This window comes from Clostridium collagenovorans DSM 3089 (assembly GCF_900130005.1).
GTDB classification, from domain to species: domain Bacteria; phylum Bacillota; class Clostridia; order Clostridiales; family Clostridiaceae; genus Clostridium_D; species Clostridium_D collagenovorans.
The window spans coordinates 82,037-99,818 of record NZ_FQXP01000004.1 but is presented as its reverse complement, the minus strand read 5'-3'; the positions used below and the strand labels follow the sequence as shown (position 1 = coordinate 99,818).

General features: G+C 29.1%; 16 protein-coding genes. All 16 read right to left on the bottom strand.

The window, feature by feature from the left end:
- Nucleotides 1-61 precede the first annotated feature (61 nt).
- Nucleotides 62-823: an EFR1 family ferrodoxin gene (locus BUA48_RS04935; protein ID WP_072830735.1), complete on the bottom strand. Its 762-nt coding sequence runs from the start codon at nucleotides 821-823 to the stop codon at nucleotides 62-64.
- Nucleotides 824-1,032: 209 nt separating this feature from the next.
- Nucleotides 1,033-1,431: a ribosomal maturation YjgA family protein gene (locus BUA48_RS04930; protein ID WP_072830733.1), complete on the bottom strand. Its 399-nt coding sequence runs from the start codon at nucleotides 1,429-1,431 to the stop codon at nucleotides 1,033-1,035.
- A gap of 183 nt (nucleotides 1,432-1,614) precedes the next feature.
- Nucleotides 1,615-3,090, bottom strand: a complete 1,476-nt coding sequence (locus BUA48_RS04925; protein WP_072830731.1) for a protein adenylyltransferase SelO — start codon at nucleotides 3,088-3,090, stop codon at nucleotides 1,615-1,617.
- 575 nt (nucleotides 3,091-3,665) lie between these two features.
- Nucleotides 3,666-4,208 carry a putative ABC transporter permease gene (locus tag BUA48_RS04920; protein ID WP_084666092.1) on the bottom strand — a complete coding sequence of 181 codons (543 nt, stop codon included), beginning with the start codon at nucleotides 4,206-4,208 and terminating at the stop codon, nucleotides 3,666-3,668.
- 337 nt (nucleotides 4,209-4,545) lie between these two features.
- Nucleotides 4,546-5,787 carry a metal-dependent hydrolase family protein gene (locus BUA48_RS04915; RefSeq protein ID WP_072830729.1) on the bottom strand — a complete coding sequence of 414 codons (1,242 nt, stop codon included), beginning with the start codon at nucleotides 5,785-5,787 and terminating at the stop codon, nucleotides 4,546-4,548.
- 498 nt (nucleotides 5,788-6,285) lie between these two features.
- Complete coding sequence (gene hdhA, locus BUA48_RS04910) at nucleotides 6,286-7,074, bottom strand: 7alpha-hydroxysteroid dehydrogenase (RefSeq protein WP_072830727.1); 789 nt, start codon at nucleotides 7,072-7,074, stop codon at nucleotides 6,286-6,288.
- A 235-nt stretch (nucleotides 7,075-7,309) separates the two neighbouring features.
- Entirely contained in the window at nucleotides 7,310-7,915 is a 606-nt protein-coding gene (locus tag BUA48_RS04905) for a peptidylprolyl isomerase (protein WP_072830725.1), read from the bottom strand.
- A gap of 286 nt (nucleotides 7,916-8,201) precedes the next feature.
- Nucleotides 8,202-8,921: a hypothetical protein gene (locus BUA48_RS04900; protein WP_072830723.1), complete on the bottom strand. Its 720-nt coding sequence runs from the start codon at nucleotides 8,919-8,921 to the stop codon at nucleotides 8,202-8,204.
- Nucleotides 8,922-9,140: 219 nt separating this feature from the next.
- Nucleotides 9,141-9,458 (bottom strand): pyrimidine/purine nucleoside phosphorylase, encoded by a 318-nt coding sequence (ppnP, locus tag BUA48_RS04895; protein ID WP_072830721.1) that lies wholly within the window; start codon nucleotides 9,456-9,458, stop codon nucleotides 9,141-9,143.
- A gap of 306 nt (nucleotides 9,459-9,764) precedes the next feature.
- Entirely contained in the window at nucleotides 9,765-10,922 is a 1,158-nt protein-coding gene (locus BUA48_RS04890) for a LysM peptidoglycan-binding domain-containing protein (RefSeq protein WP_242944311.1), read from the bottom strand.
- 138 nt (nucleotides 10,923-11,060) lie between these two features.
- Nucleotides 11,061-11,693 carry an ABC transporter ATP-binding protein gene (locus tag BUA48_RS04885; RefSeq protein ID WP_072830719.1) on the bottom strand — a complete coding sequence of 211 codons (633 nt, stop codon included), beginning with the start codon at nucleotides 11,691-11,693 and terminating at the stop codon, nucleotides 11,061-11,063.
- A gap of 5 nt (nucleotides 11,694-11,698) precedes the next feature.
- A complete protein-coding gene (locus BUA48_RS04880; RefSeq protein WP_072830717.1) occupies nucleotides 11,699-13,345 on the bottom strand; it encodes an ABC transporter permease in 1,647 nt (548 codons plus the stop codon).
- Nucleotides 13,346-13,373: 28 nt separating this feature from the next.
- The gene (locus BUA48_RS04875; RefSeq protein ID WP_072830715.1) at nucleotides 13,374-14,432 is read right to left on the bottom strand and encodes a Fe(3+) ABC transporter substrate-binding protein; all 1,059 of its coding nucleotides are present in this window, start codon (nucleotides 14,430-14,432) and stop codon (nucleotides 13,374-13,376) included.
- Nucleotides 14,433-14,960: 528 nt separating this feature from the next.
- Nucleotides 14,961-15,257, bottom strand: coding sequence for a DUF202 domain-containing protein (locus BUA48_RS04870; protein WP_072830713.1), 297 nt, complete (start codon nucleotides 15,255-15,257; stop codon nucleotides 14,961-14,963).
- 32 nt (nucleotides 15,258-15,289) lie between these two features.
- Nucleotides 15,290-16,987, bottom strand: coding sequence for an ABC-ATPase domain-containing protein (locus tag BUA48_RS04865; RefSeq protein WP_072830711.1), 1,698 nt, complete (start codon nucleotides 16,985-16,987; stop codon nucleotides 15,290-15,292).
- 25 nt (nucleotides 16,988-17,012) lie between these two features.
- Entirely contained in the window at nucleotides 17,013-17,597 is a 585-nt protein-coding gene (locus BUA48_RS04860; protein WP_072830709.1) for a DUF1836 domain-containing protein, read from the bottom strand.
- Nucleotides 17,598-17,782 lie beyond the last annotated feature (185 nt).

Sequence of the window (17,782 nt, the reverse complement as noted above, 5' to 3'; positions counted from 1 at the left end):
TATTTATATTATATCTTTTATTACATAGTCTCTTTTTATTGTATTTTTAACTTTGTATTTATTACTTCTCTAACTTAATACCCTTATACTGAATCTTAGGTTTTTTATTAAATAATACTGTAATGGCCATTTTAGGACATACGTTAACACATCTATAGCATAACATGCAATTGTTATTTTGTTTTATTCCCTCCTCATCTAAAATAAGATTTTTCATTGGGCATGACTTCACGCAAACACCACACTTAACACAATCTTCGTAAACCTTTACTGAAGATTTGTTTTTTTCTTCAACATTTGGCCAAAATGAACTTTGGCTTTTACCTATAAAATGAGAAAAACTACTAAAGCCACGCTTTTTTATGATTCCTTCTTTTATGTCCTTGCATACCTTGTCCATTTTCTTTTCTGCTGATATGATGTATTTTTTTATACCCTCACCATTTTTTATAGAAAATAAGCTAGAATTACAAATGTTATTAGGCATATTGAAGTGTTCTGCATAAATAACCTCCACATAACCCTTAGGGAAAATATCCATTAAAGCCCTTGCTCCATCTCCTGAAAACATAGCTTGCGTACAAAATATTATTAACTTTTTATTTTTAAGTTTTTCAATATTTTTATCTACGAATTCTCTCATAATACGTGGTACACATGAGCCATAAATAGGGTAGCAAAATCCTATAGTGTCACTTTCCTCTATTATTTTAGAAAAATTCATTTCTTCTTCAATGGAATAACATTTAGCGTCAAACTTTTCACTAAATAAATTTGCAATATATCTTGAGTTTCCTGTTCCTGAGAAATATAACATTATCATAAAAACTCCCCCTAATAACATAGTATTACTTATACACTTTCCAAATCTAATTTTAATAATCCTTATATAGTTTTATATATTAATATAAATTTGCCCATAATATTATTCCTTTTATTACTTAACATAAACCCATAATCTATCTTTTCCACAATACAAACATTTGAATAAATCTCCATTAACATTCCTACTTTAAAACCTTAGGATTATGTTTAAATTCTATCCCTTTTCCTTATATATCTCATTATTAATAAATCTAACCCAGCTCCAATCATAACCCCTATTGTATAACATACTAAATCGCTCCATAAGAATCCATATCCAAGTACAAGTGCTCCTAAGGTTGTCCCTCTTATCCCATCAATCCACGGTGCGTGATATAGCTGACTTATTTCTACTGAATATGAGAAAATTATTGCCATGGAAATAATAAATATTGAAGAGCCTTTATTAAATATAAATGCTATAAGTAAAAATATCATAAGAGACCATAGAATATCCCCTGAATAAGCTGATATTATTTGTGGTAAATTATCTATTCTCCTTGATAGCAAGCCTAATATCATTACTAATATTGATAATATTAAATATGTCATTCTACTTCTCTTCATAGGCTACACCCCCTATGCCTATTATACTACTATCTTTCTTCATGCCAATTCCATAACAGCTCAATTTTATAATATTAATCCCCCATTTAATTATATATATTTTGCTTAACTTTAAGTTAAAGACTTAACTTCTATAGCTTAAAGTTAAGCTTTTAAAATTGACCCTATCATAGTTATCTAAATTTATGTTCCACAATAAGTTCTGTATGGCGTATCTCTTGACTTATCTGGCTTAGTATAATATTCATCTATATTAGAATAATCATAGGGTCTTGTAACAGCCTTTAAAAGTGATTTAATTGAGCTATAATCATTATTATCAACAGCTTCTTTTAAGGATTCTTCTACTCTATAATTACGTGGTATAACTGTAGGATTATTTTTCTCCATAAGTTTTTTATATTCTCCTACTGAATTACTTTGTTTGGTTAATCTCTTTTGCCATAATTCATACCACTTCTTAAATTCTCTACTTTCATAAAGTTCTCCTTCATGAACTCTTTCTAAGGTTAAATCACAAAAGGTATTTGTATAATCAGCTTTATACCTCTGCATTATGAATAGCAATTCCTCAATTAATTTTTCGTCTTCATTTTCTTCTGTGAATAATCCTAATTTTCTTCTCATTCCACTATGCCAATTTTTCTTATATAAAGACATATAATTTTCTATTGCATCCTGTGCTATTTTTATAGCTTCATCTTGATTTTCATGAAGTAGTGGTAATAATGTCTCTGCAAATCTTGCTAAATTCCAAGCTCCAATTTGAGGTTGATTTCCATAGGCATATCTTCCATAAGTATCAATAGAGCTAAACACTGTATTTGTATCATATACATCCATAAATGCACATGGTCCATAATCAATTGTTTCTCCGCTGATAACCATATTATCAGTATTCATTACTCCATGTATAAATCCAACTAATTGCCACTTTGCTATAAGATCAGCTTGCTTTTTTACTACTTCATGCAATAAATATATGTATGGATTCTCTTCAGATATTCCTTTTTTAAAATGCCTATTTATACTATAATCTGCTAATTCCTTAAGTTCCTCTAAAGTTCCCCAATTAGAAATAAATTGAAAAGTTCCAACACGTATATGACTTTTAGCAACTCTAGTTAATATAGATCCCTGTAACTCCTTTTCCCTTATTACTTCTTCACCTGTTGTTACAACTGCTAAGCTACGAGTTGTATCTATTCCTAAAGCATTCATAGCCTCACTTATAATATACTCTCTTAACATAGGACCTAAAGCAGCCTTTCCATCTCCACCCCTGGAATATTGAGTCCTTCCAGCTCCCTTAAGCTGAATATCAACTCTCTCTCCATTCTTAGCAACATACTCGCCTAATAAAACCGCTCTTCCATCACCTAACATTGTGAAATAACCAAATTGATGTCCTGCATATGCCTGTGCAATAGGCGTTGTAGCACTTAGAATTCTATTCCCTGAAAGAAAGTCTACACCTTCTTTACTTTTCAAAAACTGAACATCTATTCCCAATTCTTTAGCCAAGACTTCGTTAAACATTACTACTTTAGGAACAGGAACTTTATCTGGATTTTCACTGGAAAATAGCTTTTGTGGCAGAGATGTATAAGTGTTTTCTAACTCTAAATATTTATCTTCAATTACTCTTTCCTTATTCATATGTTATCTTTAGTGAGAAATTATCTTGTATATACCTAACTCTCACTAAATCCTCCTTTTAAAATTTAGATTTGGCATAGCCATAGATTTAGGTTTAGTTTATACCCAGAGTCTTTTCTTATACTAAATAATATAATTGAACTAAAGTTGCTTAGCACTAATTCTAACTCCTTAATAAATTTAATTAACTATATTAGTATACTTATTATTTATTATTTATTATTTGTTATTTATTTTCTATAATCCCAGTATTTAAATAATATACTTTTTACACATTTTTTCAATATATTTTTATATTCTCCTGTGTATTGATGATTTTAAGTTGCACTATAAAAGTATAATTAAACTCATATTGTTACTCTTAAGTATATCTATACTTAGTCTTCATCTACTTAGTATTTCTATGAGTAAATAAAAGAATGTAAAATCTATATCTACATAAGCAAATACTAAAATATTAATACTTATTTTACCTACTTCAAAATTATAAAAATATTTAAATAGCAAATTAAATATTATTTAAAACTCATATGGCTAGTAAATAGATACATTAATTCTACTTGCTAGCCATAATTTTATGCCATATTATCATTTTTCTTAAAGAACTCTATTTTAAAAGCCTTTATTGTATATATATCATCTATAAGTAAACCTAAAAGTAATATAGGTGCTAATCCTATCCATATTGGCATAATAAGTTCATATAAAGAATTTATTATATAGGGCTGAATATATCTTACCCCTACAAAGGTAAGTAATGTCCAATACACTGAAAATCTAGCACATATTATTCCTTGAAAATTAAATTTCACCTTAGAATAATCCCAATACTCCTTATTAAAGTAGTGCTTCATAAGAACTCCTGTTATGTACTCAATTGATGTTGGAATTACAAGGCACATTAAAATCAAGCCATATGTATTAGGGTTAATGCTATATACAGATATTATTATAGCCATTGCAAAAGCATACATAGGTTTAAATGGACTATTTAAAAAACCATCCTCTTGAAAATGTTTATTTTTAAAATAGCAATAAGCATTCTCTATTATCCATCCAATGAATCCATACAAGAAAAAGTTAAATAAAAAATACATTATAAAATCTATACTCTCCATAAATATCGCTCCTCATAGGTGATTTTCTTTTTAATTATTCTTCACCTATACTCATGGAGTTATTCTTCTTTTTCATTAAATTTATCTTTTAAAACTAATTTATAATTACTATTTATAACCTCTTATAAAATCTAAAAGCTTTTGCATAATAACTATTACAATTAATTCTTCAACTGTATATTTTTAAATTCTTATAATTATCTCTCAATGTAATGTGGGAGTTTTATTAAAATATCTCTATATAAAAAAAAGTTATCTTGAAATAGCTTTTCAGCTATTTCAAGATAACTTTTATAAAATACACCCTATTATTAAATGCTCTTATTTATTTCTATGCTTATAGTGTCTTCTTTACAAAAGTTCCTTCTTTCATGATAACTCTCATTTTATCTACATCTACTTCATGAATATCCTCTAAGGGATTGCCCTCAAGTACTAATAAATCTGCAAACTTATCCTTTTCAATAGTTCCTGTGATATTATCAATTTTAAGCATTTCAGCTCCGTTTCTAGTAGCTGCAAGAAGTACTTCCATTTCTGTAAGACCAGCTTTATTAAGTGCATACATTTCAGTTATAGCATATTTACCATATGGAGTTAAGCTACTACAGAAAGAGTCTGACCCTACTGTAATACGTATTCCTTTTTTATTTGCATTTTGAAGATTGCTTGTAATACGATTAAGCTCTTTTTCAGCTATTGTATCTCCTTCAAAATTATCTAATATAGGTCTATATGGTGGTTCATATACTGTAAACCATTCAAAGAAAAATTGGAAAGTTGGACAGAAGCTTATGTCCTTTTCTTTCATTATTTCCAAACACTCTTCATTAAGTTCTTGTCCATGTATTATTGCACTAACTCCAGCTTTACATGAATTAAGTGCACCTTCATAGCCTTCTGCATGAGACCATACTGGGATTCCAACCATATTACACTCATCTACAACAGCCTGAATCTCTTCCATACAATAATGAGAATCTGCCTTTGCATCTAAACGCCAAATTCCTCCCCCTGTCGACCATATCTTAACTGCATCAGGATTTTCACGTAATCTATGTCTTATAGCTTTTCTAAGCTCCCAAGGCCCATCTACACGCTCTGCCCAAGGATGAGACCATTCATTATGTTCCCAAGGTAAGTTATGAGAATCTCCATGGCCTGCTGTTCTACAAAAACCAAGACCTGTTGTTACCATACGTGGCCCTTGTATTATTCCCTTTTCAATCATGTTACGAAGATGAATACCTGATCTTGAAATTTCCCCTACAGAAGTAAGTCCATGTTCAAGTGCCTCTTTAGCTTGTGCTACTGCTACTATAGTTTTTTGAATTGGTGGTTCCATAACCCAATCAGTATCACTGTCAGTTAAGTTACCACTAAAATGTAGATGAGAGTCTATTAATCCCGGCATAATAGTCTTTCCTTTTATGTCAATAACCTCATAAGAATTATCAAACTCTATTCTTTTTCCTGCATAGAATATTTTTTTATCCTCTACTAAAACTAAAGAATCCTTTATAGGTTCATTGCCTGTACAATCTATTAACAAACCACCTACAAATGCTATTTTCCCCATAAAAATACCTCCAACTTTTGTTTTGAAATATATACTTTATTTTTACATTGTAGTAAATATTTATACCCTCTTCATTATACTATCAAGAATTATCTTTTCAATATATTTACTCATAATTATTCATATATTTAGCTATAGGTTTCTTTATATACTAATCATTTCAAGGTTCATAAAATATTCTAGTATTATAAAATAAATTCAATGATTAATATAAATGTAGAACATTAATTAGAACTTCTATATATCTTTAAATAAAATTCAATATAGCGAACTTTAATTTATTTATTGAATCGATGTGAGAATAACTATATGTGTAGAAGCTTAATTAAAACTTATATATTATAAAAAAAGTAGATTTAGCCTGACTATATGTCAAACTAAACCTACCTTTTTCACTATGCTCTAATTTCTTTTTAGGATTATATTTTTAAATTATTGTACTATTATCTATATAAATTTAGGATTTTACTTTTTTATTACTTATTTTTACTATTATATTTATCTTGGTGCATATTCTGAATATTGAGGTGTTCCTAAAGCGAAACCTCCTGCAACTTCATGTATCATTCCTGTAACATAACTTGAATCATCACTTGCATAATATAAAACTGCATTAGCAATGTCTTCTGGTCTTCCTACACGGTTTAAAGGTACATGCCCTAAGAAAGATTCTCTAAATTCATCAGTCATATTTTCAAGTGCTGCCTTTGTACCTATAAGACCCGGTAATACCGCATTACATCTTATGTTTTGTCTAGCATATTGAAGAGCTATATTTTGAGTTAATGAATTTATAGCTGCTTTAGATACACAATAAGCTGTTCTTGATAAATCTGGAACTATTGATCCTATAGTTGATATATTTACTATGCTTCCTCCGCCATTCTTAGCCATATAAGGAATTGCAGCCTTACATGGTAAGTATACGCTTTCTATATTTGTATTTAAAATGTTAAAGAACTCAGCTTCATCACCATTCACAAGATCTCTATCAAGTCTTACATTGGTTCCACCATAGTTATTTACAAGTATATCTATTCTATTTTCATTTTTATAAACCTCTTCTACCATAGAAGTATAAGTTTCCTTTTCTTTAGCGTTAAAGTAAACAAACTTTGCACATCCGCCTTTGCCTTTTATATTCTCAATTACCTCATTAGCAAGCTCCTCAGAACGTGCTGCTATATAAACTATAGCTCCATTCTCAGCTAAAACCTCTGCACTTGCAAGACCAATCCCTTTTGTAGCTGCTGTAACTATAGCTACTTTACTCTGTAACTTTTTCATAGCCTTACCTCCGTAAAATATATTTATAATAATTATTAATTGATAATAATTATCCTCAATAAATTATATAACTATTTAATAAAATAATCAACCAGTATATTAAAATTATTATTAAATAAGTTCATTTTTATTTTTGCCCTTATAAATTAATTTACCCTAGAAGTTTTTACAATAAAAAACCATGCATATACTACATCATATTTTAATAGCATTGCATGGTTCCAATATATTAATACTAAATTACTTTAAATCCTGTTCTTTTTCTCTCTTCCATTACTTCATTCATCTTTGCAACTACTTCTTCCTTCGTAAATCCTTTTAATTTTTCTGGTTCTCCATATTCTACTCCAAAGGTTTCAACAGTCATAGTTTCTATATACACCTTTTCTACTGCTCTATGTAAAAATCCATCTTCAACACTTTCTAAGCTTCCAATTCTATCTGCTTCATCCATACCTTCTATTACTCTAGCAAAAGCAGTAAATTTATCATCTAATTGTGGTGTATCTACAAGGACAATATAAAAATCGCTATTTTCTGTATTAAACTCAAATCTCCCTAAACCTACTGTTCCTCTAGTGAACTTAAGTTTGTTATCAACCCCATTTTCCTTACATTCACTTTTTATACAATATTCTAAAGCTCCTGCACCATCATTGTCTGGACATCCACTTTGTATAAGCTTTCCATTTTCAATTCTCCAAAAATATAAGCCATCAAAAAAACCTCTTTTACTTAAGCTAATAAAGTTTTTAACTGATTCTGGCGCTTCCTTTGGAAACAACTCCATTTTTATTACTTTTCCATTTTTCATTTGCATAGTTGCTATTGGATTTTGCATAAAAACTCCCCCTATTTATTTAGCTTCTTTATGCTAAATATTAATTTATACACATATATAATTATACTTACTTTTCATTTTAAAACAATGTCACAATAAATTTTATACTTAATATATATGAGTTTAAATAACCTTCTAAATGTCTTCAGTATAATCACTATAATATGAATTTAAATTAATACTATATCTTAAATACTAATATTCAAAATTAAGACTAATGTTTCAAGATATAAAAAAGTTTAGCTTCAAGTTTTACCTTAAAGCTAAACTTATCTTATATATTCTGTTAGTTACCTAATTCTGGTGGTACCGGTTCTAGTGGTGGTACCGGATCTGGATTCGGTGGTATTGGTGGATTCGGATCCACCGGTGGCACTGGATCTGGATCAGGTATTGGTGGTTGTGGTGGTGTCGGATCCACTGGTGGTACTGGATCTGGATCAGGTATTGGTGGTGTCGGATCCACTGGTGGTGGTGTTGGATTCGGTTTTACTTCTGGAGTAGTATTAGTATTTTCTCCATTAGAATTATTTAAATTGTCATTTTCCTTTGTATCCTCTTCCTCTTTTTTATTTTCCTTTTCCTTCTCCTCTTTTTCCTTATCTGGTAACTCCTTTAACTTTTCATCATAACTTTTTTTAAGGTTTTCTATTGTATCCCTTGCCTTACTATAATCCTTTTTAGATATAAGTAATTCAATGTCCTTAATACTGTCTTCCAACAACTTTTTTTCTTCCTCTGGTAATTTGGAAATATCTATAGATTTTAAATCTTCTAAAAGTTCTTCAACTTCCTTTTTCTTCTCTTTTTCCTTCTCTTTTTCTAACTCATCATTATCTGCCTTAACCACTACATCTTCTTTGTTCTTCTTACTATAGGTGTTGTAATTACGGGTGTTGGCCCAAAATCCTATAATCACTACTACCATTACACTGGCAATTCCTAGAGTTGATAAACAAATTGCTTGCTTATTGGTCAGCTCTTTCTTAATAAACTTCCTTCCCATATGTAATTTCTCTCCCTTATTATAAGATATTCTTAATTTTCTTTCTTACATTATACCAAATAATGCAAGTATATTATATACAAATATACTTTTTATAACAAATAAATTCTATAATTTTCTTTTCTACACTTCTTAATAAAAATAAAATAAAACATGACCCCTCAGCATATTTAACTAAAAGTCATGTCTTATTTTTATAACTAAACTATTAAATATTTATTACTCATTTATATAAGAACAGCAGTAATCTGCAACTTCTTTTACAATTAATTGAAATTTAGAATTTGCAGGTACTTCGAAACTTTCTCCTTCTTTATATGTAACATAAGAGTCTGTTCCTGGTAACCTAACATCTAAAGAACCTCCTAAAACTTCCATAAGTTCCTTAGCTCCTGTAGCAAATTCGTATTCTCCTTGTAACATTATACCTAGAGTTTTTCTTTCCCCATCCTCAAGTATAACTGTTCTACTAGTTACCTTTCCATCAAAATAAACATTAGCCTTTTTTACTACTGTAGCATTTTTAAATTCACTCATTTTTATCCCCCTAGTAAGTTTGATAAGGTTATTATAACCATAATTCTCTTGCCTTTCAATTCTTTTCTCATGAGTTAAATAAAAGTTCCTATGGTTCTATAATTTAATTAATTAGATTATATTTTTTCACTATTTAATTGTTATTTTTTCCTAATAAAAAGGATAGATTTAAAGAAGTTATTATTTCTTTAAATCTACCCTTATAACTTAAATCTTCATTGTATTTTATCTAAATATAATAAAGAAAATCTTAACTTAAATGATTCTTCTTTATTAATTAGTAACTAACTTTAACTTCTAAACAATTTAATTAATCTTTAAAACTTGTCCAGGATATATTACATTTGGATTACTTATATTATTTATCTGCGCTAGTTTTTGCCATGTGGTTCCATATTTTTGTGCTATTCCACTTAAAGTATCTCCTGCTTGTACTGTATAGGTTTCACCTGCTGCAGTTGAACCACTATTAGAGCTTCCACCACTTATTTTTAACACTTCTCCTGGATATATTACATTTGGATCACTTATATTATTTAACTGTGCTAGATTTTGCCATGTTGTCCCATACTTCTGTGCTATTCCACTCAAAGTATCTCCTGTTTGTACTGTATAGGTTCCACCTACTGCAGTTGAATTACTATTAGAACTTCCACCACTTACTTTTAATACTTCTCCTGGATATATTACATTTGGATTACTTATATTGTTTAGCTGTGCTAAGCTTTGCCATGTTGTTCCGTATTTCTGCGCTATTCCACTTAAGGTATCTCCAGCTTGTACAGTATAAGTTCCATTGTTTGAATTAGATGATTCAGTTTCACTTGGTCTACTACCAGGTATGGTTTCGGTGCATGATAAAAGTATTTCTTCCATAAATTTATCTAAATCACACTTTCCATTTACCCCAGATATACTTCCACTATCAGAGTATTGGAAACCTATCCAACTATCCCATACTCCATTATACCCTGGAGTAGTTACTCCATAATGAGCTATCCATAATGGATATTGAGATATTGATGATGTTAAATTACTCTTTGCAAAGCTTGTATAAGTGTATACTACAACATCTAAGCCTGATAATCTTTTCACTTCCTCTAAGAAGTCTATACATCTACTTGTTAATTCATCTGGGCCATATCCTTGTGTAGTCTCTATATCTAATGCTAATCTGCAATCAGGTGTTCTTCCTGATATACTATTAATAAAGTATTTTGCTTGTTCTTTAGGGTCTATATTAGCTCTAAAAAAGTGGTAAAACCCAACTAATAAACCATTAACTTTAGCACCAGAATAATTTCTATTTAAACTTGTATCTGTATAATAGTTTCCTTCTGTTGCCTTCATATAAACAACTTGCACTCCACTATTTTTAACTTGACTAAAATCAATAGATCCTTGCCAATTTGAAACATCAATTCCACTATATTTTCCTTCATCTAATGATTGTATGATAATCACCTCCAAAACATACTTCTTATATATAATATGCTTGTTCTTTATAAAAGTGTACAAATATACATTTCTCAACTTTTATTTTACATATTCAAATGATTATCTGATCATTTTACATTTTATTTAAAATATAGTTGTTGAATCCTATACTGATATAACCCTACTACTAATAGCCTTTACATCTTCTATATCATGAGTTACAAAAATACATGTTGTATTAGACTTTTCTATTATCTCTTTTAATTCTATTCTTATTTTGCTTCTTAAATGGCTATCTAAATTGCTAAAGGGCTCATCCATAAGTAACACCGACGGTTTTGGAGCTAATGCTCTAGCTAATGCTACCCTTTGCTGTTGTCCACCTGATAATTCATATGGATATCTATTTGTAAATTCTTCTAAATTAACTAACTTTAAAACTTCATTTACCTTTGATTTTTGTTCTTCTTTGCTCAATTTATGTAATCCAAATCTTATATTTTCATAAACCGTTAAATGAGGAAATAGTGCATAATCTTGAAATACCATTCCTACTCCTCTTTCTTCTGGATTTAGAAATAGCTTATCATTAACTACTATTTTGTTATTTATAGTAATCTCACCAGCACTAGGCTCTTCTAATCCAGCAATTAACCTAAGAATAGTACTTTTTCCACATCCACTTGGACCTAATATAGCTACTATTTCTCCTTTATCAATATCCAAAGAAAAATTTTTTATTACTAGATCCTTTGAATTATCATACTTAAAATCTAAGTTTTTAACTTGAACCTGCATTTCCTCTACCCCCTCTTTTCACTAATTTTATGAAATATATAAATAGATATAATACTTAACCCTATTATTATTAAAGCTGGAATTGCTGCCTCTTGTAATCTCTCATCACTTGCAAATTTATATGTTTGAGTTGCTAACGTCTCAAAGTTAAAGGGTTTTAAAGTCATTGTTAAAGGTAATTCCTTTACTACATCCACAAAGGTCAAAATTGCTCCACTTAAAATCGCACCCTTTATCATTTTTACATCAACTTTAAAGAAAGTTTTAGTTACATTCATTCCTAGCATTCTAGATGCTTCGAAATAACTTGTCCCAACCTTTTGAAAACCAGATTCTACATTGTTAAATCCAACAGCTAAAAATCTAATTACGTAAGCAAATATTAATATAATAACGGAGCTGCTTAAAACTAAAGTCTTACTGTTTATTCCCATAAGGTTATAAACTCCACCTAAAGCCCTATCTATAGATATGAAAAACACTATAACAGCAATAGCTATAATAGCTCCTGGTATGGAATATCCTAAGGTAACTATTTTAGCAAAAGCTTTACTTACTTTAGATTTATTAATTCTACAAAAGTTAGCCACAATTATTGCAAAGAAAATTATAATTGAAGTAGTTATTGAAGCCACCATAACAGTATTCTTTAACAACTCTACAAAATTATGATTTAGAACCCTGTCATAACTCATAAATGCCCATTGAATAAGTTGAGCTACTGGAATAATAAACGCAATAGCAAATACTATAAAGCAACTTAAAAATGCCATAGCAGCTTTAAGTCCTGTTAACTTTTCTCTTTTCAAAGTTCTTATTTTACTTGTAGTAAATGCAAATCTTTTTCTTCCTCTTAATTTATTTTCTCCCACCATTAACGCTACAACAAAAATCATTAATATTGCCGCAAGCCTTACAGCAGTGTTTATATCACCCATACCAAACCAAGTTTTAAATATGGCTGTTGTAAATGTGCTTACACCATAATAATTAACAACTCCATAATCACTAAATACTTCTAGTATCACAAGACTTAGTCCACCCACAATAGCACCACGTGAAACTGGAATTATAACCTTAAAAAATATAGAGCTTGGTTTATGTCCAAGTATTCTAGCATTTTCAATAAGTGCTGAACTTTGATTTTCTAAAAATGCCTTAGTTATAATATATATGTATGGGAATAAGAATAAGGTAAATATGAATATTACACCATTCATAGACATTATATTAAAGTACTTTTGATTTAACTGTAAATCAAAGGCGCTTCTTAGAGTCTTTTGGATAACTCCTGTATAACTAAGCATACCAGCATAAGTGTATGCTCCTATATATGCTGGTATTGCCATTGGTAAAATCAATGCCCAACTAAAAAATTTTCTTAGTGGGAAGTCATACATACTTATAATCCAAGCTAATACAACTCCAATTATAAGGGTAAATATTCCTGTGAAGATTGCTATTTTAAGTGAATTAATTGTGTACTCTTTTAGTAGAAACTCTTTTATATGGTACCAATTATCATTAGGCTTAGTGAATATATTAAGCACTATATCTAAAGTAGGCATTAAAACTAACACTACTACCACTACACTTAAAATAGACCATAAATTCATATTTTTCTTTAAGCTTCTCGTAAATTTATTTATCATCAGTTTCTCCTGCCTACTCCTTTATTTTTTACTTCCAGCCTACTTTATTCATTATTTCAACAGCTTTTGAATTATACTCTCCTAATAAAGATAAATTAATTTCTTGAGCTTTGAACTCTCCCCAAGATTTTAATAACTCTGATGCTTCAACCTTAGGATTTGCTGGATATTCAAAGTTTGTCTGCGCAAATTGTTTTTGTGCAAAATCTGAAGATAAGAACTCCATAAACTTAATAGCATTATCTTTATTTTTACTATTTTTAGTTAGTCCGATTGCACTAACATTTATATGTGTACCTGTTGTTTCTTGATTAGGGAAGAAAACTCCTACCTTCTCTCCAACTTTTACTTCCTCTGGATCTGATGAATTTAATAACTTACCTACATAGTAAGTATTCATTATAGCAACATCTCCCTCACCAGCTACTACTGCCTTAGCTTGATCTCTGTCACTACCCTTTGGATCTCTAGCAAAATTATTAACTAATCCCTTAGCCCATTTTTCTGCTTCTTCTTCTCCATTAATAGCAATAAAGGATGCTAATAAAGATTGATTATATATATTTCCTGAAGATCTTGTTAGAATTTTGCCTTTCCACTTTTCTTCAGTTAAAGCTTCATAAGTAGATAATTCTTCTGCTTTTACTCTTTCCTTATCATAAACTAAAACTCTAGCTCTAACAGCTAATCCAAACCATTGATCATCTTTATCTCTTAAATTTTCTGGTATGTTTCTATTTAAAGTTTCTGAGCTTACAGATTGAAGTAAATCCTTTTTCTTAGCAGCATCTAACCTTCCAGCATCAGCTGTTATAAATAAATCTGCTTCAGTGTCCGCACCTTCTCTTTCTAATCTTTCAAGTAGTTCATCAGGATTTCCTTCAACCACATTAATCTTAATTCCTGTTTCTTTTGTAAACTCTTCATATAATTTATCATCAGTTTCATAATGTCTACTTGTATATAAATTTAATATCTTACTTTCACCATTATCCTTTGCATCTGATTTATTGCTTGTACACCCCGCTAATAAACCAACTGATAAAACTGTAGCCATAAGCATTGATACTATTTTCTTACTCTTCATTTTTCTTTTCCTCCACTTTGTATTTATTAATTTATTCTTCTGTATTTTTGTTTCAGTGATAACTATTATCATTTTCATTTATAATTTATCATATCCTACTTTTTTCGTCAAGATTAATTTGTAATAATTATTGATTAATACTTGTTTTTTATATTTTCTTTATTTTCACTAAACTTTTATTGATATATCATCAATTACAAAATACTTGTTAATTATTATTTTTCAAAAAATATAAAAGTGGACAAAACTCATACTCCATCACCATAAACTCAGTTGCCTTTCTCAAACTGAATATTATAATTGAAGAATTTTAAGTTGCTTTGCCCACTTTCCTTCATATTTATTTATAAATTAATTTTGCTTATAATTACATCTTTTTAAATTTTTCATTCAATCTTATCATTTAAAGAATTAATTATTTTTATTTTTAACTCTCTATTCTTTAAATATCCCTTGTTCATATAGTATATCTGAAGTATTAAAAACCTTATATCACTGATAACAACACTTTTCTCAATTATAAATTTTTTAATTTTCTTCTTTATCATCCTTACATACAAAGTCTAGATTTTCACTTACTTCTTTGTATAGTTTGCTTCCTCTAATGTAAAAATATACAGCTGATATCACTAATATTATTGCAACTATAACTCCTTCTATTCCCCCTAGAAGTTTAAGTAAAGTTATTGCTGCAACACTAAAACTTACTACTGTTCTCATATATGATAAATAAGTTCTTTCATTGGCTAACTTTGTTCTATCAATAGCTAAGCTATCCCTTAAAATAATCTTTTCTGGATTGTTTTTATAGCTATCATACTTCATTTTAACCCACCCTCTTCATGCATAAAAATATACTATAGCTTTAAATTTCTATATCGATTATATGTTGCCATTATTTCTTGTTTTCTAGGTATAGCTAAACTACCTAAACCACCTTTGGTTTTATCTATAGATAATAAACCTTTTATATTAATTTCATCTAATATAAAATCTATCATATCTTCAAAGGCTAAATTTCTATTCATAAGATTATTTTCTGCATACTTCATTATTGAAACTATGCTATTTAATTGTTCATTATCAACTATTTGCTCAACAGCTCTTAAATCTATATCTTCTTTGTTTATAACTATAGTATCAACTCCTATAGTTTTGCTTTTAATTCCCTTAAACCCTTCTTCTATGGTTCCTCTTTTTAATTTTCTATTAAACTTAATATCTATATTGATATTTCCTTCTTCTACCCTTTTTAAGATTTCTCCTCTTTTTAAGCTACAAGCTTCCTCTGTCACATCCTTTATTTCGTAATTATCCATTTGAATTACACAATCTGCAACATCAAAAAAGTCTCCTGAACTACCTACAACCATTATAGTTGAAATCTGTTTTTGATTATAAAGAGGCTTAACTATTTCAATAAATGGAGTTATTGGCTCCTTCTCCTTTGAAACTAACCTTTGCATTAAATCATCTCTAAGCATAAAGTTAGTTGCACAAGTATCCTCATCAATTAAAAATAGCTTTGTACCACTTTCTATACCCTCTATTATATTGGCAGCCTGTGATGTGCTTCCACTTGCATTTTCAGTACAGAACTCTATGGTGTTCTTTCCATTAGGTAAATTGTTTATAAATAAAGATATATCTGTTTTAGTTATTGCTCTGTTATCTTCAGCCCTTACCTTTAATGCACTTAAGTCTGTTATTACAAATTCTCTTCCATCATTCTCAATATGATTATATACTCCTAGTTCTAATGCTTTTAGTAAAGTTGATTTGCCGTGATATCCTCCCCCCACTATAAGAGTTATACCACTTTTTATACCCATACCTTTTATAATACCTCTATTAGGTGTGTTAAATTCAACTTCTAATGCTTTAGGTGATAAAAATCTTTTTCCATCCTTTAATGGCTTATTAGAAATTCCACTCTCTCTTGGAAGTATTGAACCATTAGCTACAAAAGCTACTAAGCCTTTATTATTAAGATTCTCTCTTATGTATTCTTGATCCTCAACTAACTCTACCCTTTTTAGTAGTTTTTCACTATTTATATTTTTATATATCAAGGTATTATTAACTATACTAGGTATTATATTAAATAATATTTTCTCTAGTTCCTTGGATAAAACACTTCTTCCTCTAGCAGGAAATCCAACATAAAACCTTGCTTCTATATTTTCCTTATTTATAATAATTGCAGTTCTTTCAAGAATTTCTTGTGGACACTTACTTATGGATATTAAACCACTTTTACCTGAACCAAATACCTTTTCTCCATATCTGTGTATATTAGAATAAAACTCTCTTGTTAAATAATCAGCAGTTGCTACATTATTTATTTTCTTTTCATACACTCTCTCTGGAAATTTAGCTACACTTTGTTTTACTATTACTCTAACCCTAGAAGGAGAAGCAAAGGGATCTCCTTGCACATGATCTATACTTAAGGCATAATTTTCGAAGTCCCATTTACCTTCTAACCCTTTATATGCCTTATAACTCTTACCATCTATTTTATCTAATTCTTTTTTTAAAGCTTCACAATTCATTTTTAATAACACTCCTTATAAATTTCTACTTAATTTTTATGAAGTAATCATCTATAAGCTCTTCACTCATTCTCTTATAAATGTTGCTCATATTAACAAGAGAACATAAAAGTAAAAAGTTTTCCTCAAACTCTCCTGAAAGCTTCTCCTCCGAATTTACTTTCTTCTCTATATTTGAAAACTTATCCATGATAGTTTTTTCAGCATATTTTACATCCTCATCATACTGCTGTAAATAAGCTTTATAAAATTCTCTAAGTGGATATTCTTCCTCATTATCTAAGGTAGTAACTATTTTGTCTAAGGTAGTTTTTATATCATTTATAGATAAACTCTTTTTTAAATTATATATTACACTCATAAGAATAAGGTGTTCTTTACTATACTTCTTATTTTTCACATTCATTAAAAGCTTACCCTTAGCATAATTGTTTATCATTGTCTTAGTTAAAATCTTATCTTCTTCACTTCTTTTTGAATTACCTAATTTATTTTCAAATAATTGTATTACTTGATCCATATATAAATCAATATCCGGAATATCTTCTAAAACAATTTTATCTTCTAAATTTAACTTATCAAATTTCTCTTGTAGTACATTTAAATCCATAGATACCTCCATGTAGTTTTATAAACTACTTAATAAAACATATATATTTAATAATAATAGTATTACCTAGATATTTCAAGATAAACCACAAAAAACACTTATATTTTGCTAAAAACTCCATAATATAAACTTTGACTATGTTGTAACTTAAATGGATAATAGTCATATAATATTACATAGTTTTT

Coding starts and splice junctions, on each gene's coding strand:
- hdhA (WP_072830727.1), bottom strand. CDS start 7,074: ATGAAAAAGTTACAGAGTAAAGTAGCTATAGTTACAGCAGCTACAAAA.
- BUA48_RS04860 (WP_072830709.1), bottom strand. CDS start 17,597: ATGGATTTAAATGTACTACAAGAGAAATTTGATAAGTTAAATTTAGAA.
- BUA48_RS04875 (WP_072830715.1), bottom strand. CDS start 14,432: ATGAAGAGTAAGAAAATAGTATCAATGCTTATGGCTACAGTTTTATCA.
- BUA48_RS04905 (WP_072830725.1), bottom strand. CDS start 7,915: ATGCAAAATCCAATAGCAACTATGCAAATGAAAAATGGAAAAGTAATA.
- BUA48_RS04870 (WP_072830713.1), bottom strand. CDS start 15,257: ATGAAGTATGATAGCTATAAAAACAATCCAGAAAAGATTATTTTAAGG.
- BUA48_RS04865 (WP_072830711.1), bottom strand. CDS start 16,987: ATGAATTGTGAAGCTTTAAAAAAAGAATTAGATAAAATAGATGGTAAG.
- BUA48_RS04930 (WP_072830733.1), bottom strand. CDS start 1,431: ATGAAGAGAAGTAGAATGACATATTTAATATTATCAATATTAGTAATG.
- ppnP (WP_072830721.1), bottom strand. CDS start 9,458: ATGAGTGAATTTAAAAATGCTACAGTAGTAAAAAAGGCTAATGTTTAT.
- BUA48_RS04925 (WP_072830731.1), bottom strand. CDS start 3,090: ATGAATAAGGAAAGAGTAATTGAAGATAAATATTTAGAGTTAGAAAAC.
- BUA48_RS04935 (WP_072830735.1), bottom strand. CDS start 823: ATGATAATGTTATATTTCTCAGGAACAGGAAACTCAAGATATATTGCA.
- BUA48_RS04920 (WP_084666092.1), bottom strand. CDS start 4,208: ATGGAGAGTATAGATTTTATAATGTATTTTTTATTTAACTTTTTCTTG.
- BUA48_RS04880 (WP_072830717.1), bottom strand. CDS start 13,345: ATGATAAATAAATTTACGAGAAGCTTAAAGAAAAATATGAATTTATGG.
- BUA48_RS04885 (WP_072830719.1), bottom strand. CDS start 11,693: ATGCAGGTTCAAGTTAAAAACTTAGATTTTAAGTATGATAATTCAAAG.
- BUA48_RS04900 (WP_072830723.1), bottom strand. CDS start 8,921: ATGGGAAGGAAGTTTATTAAGAAAGAGCTGACCAATAAGCAAGCAATT.
- BUA48_RS04915 (WP_072830729.1), bottom strand. CDS start 5,787: ATGGGGAAAATAGCATTTGTAGGTGGTTTGTTAATAGATTGTACAGGC.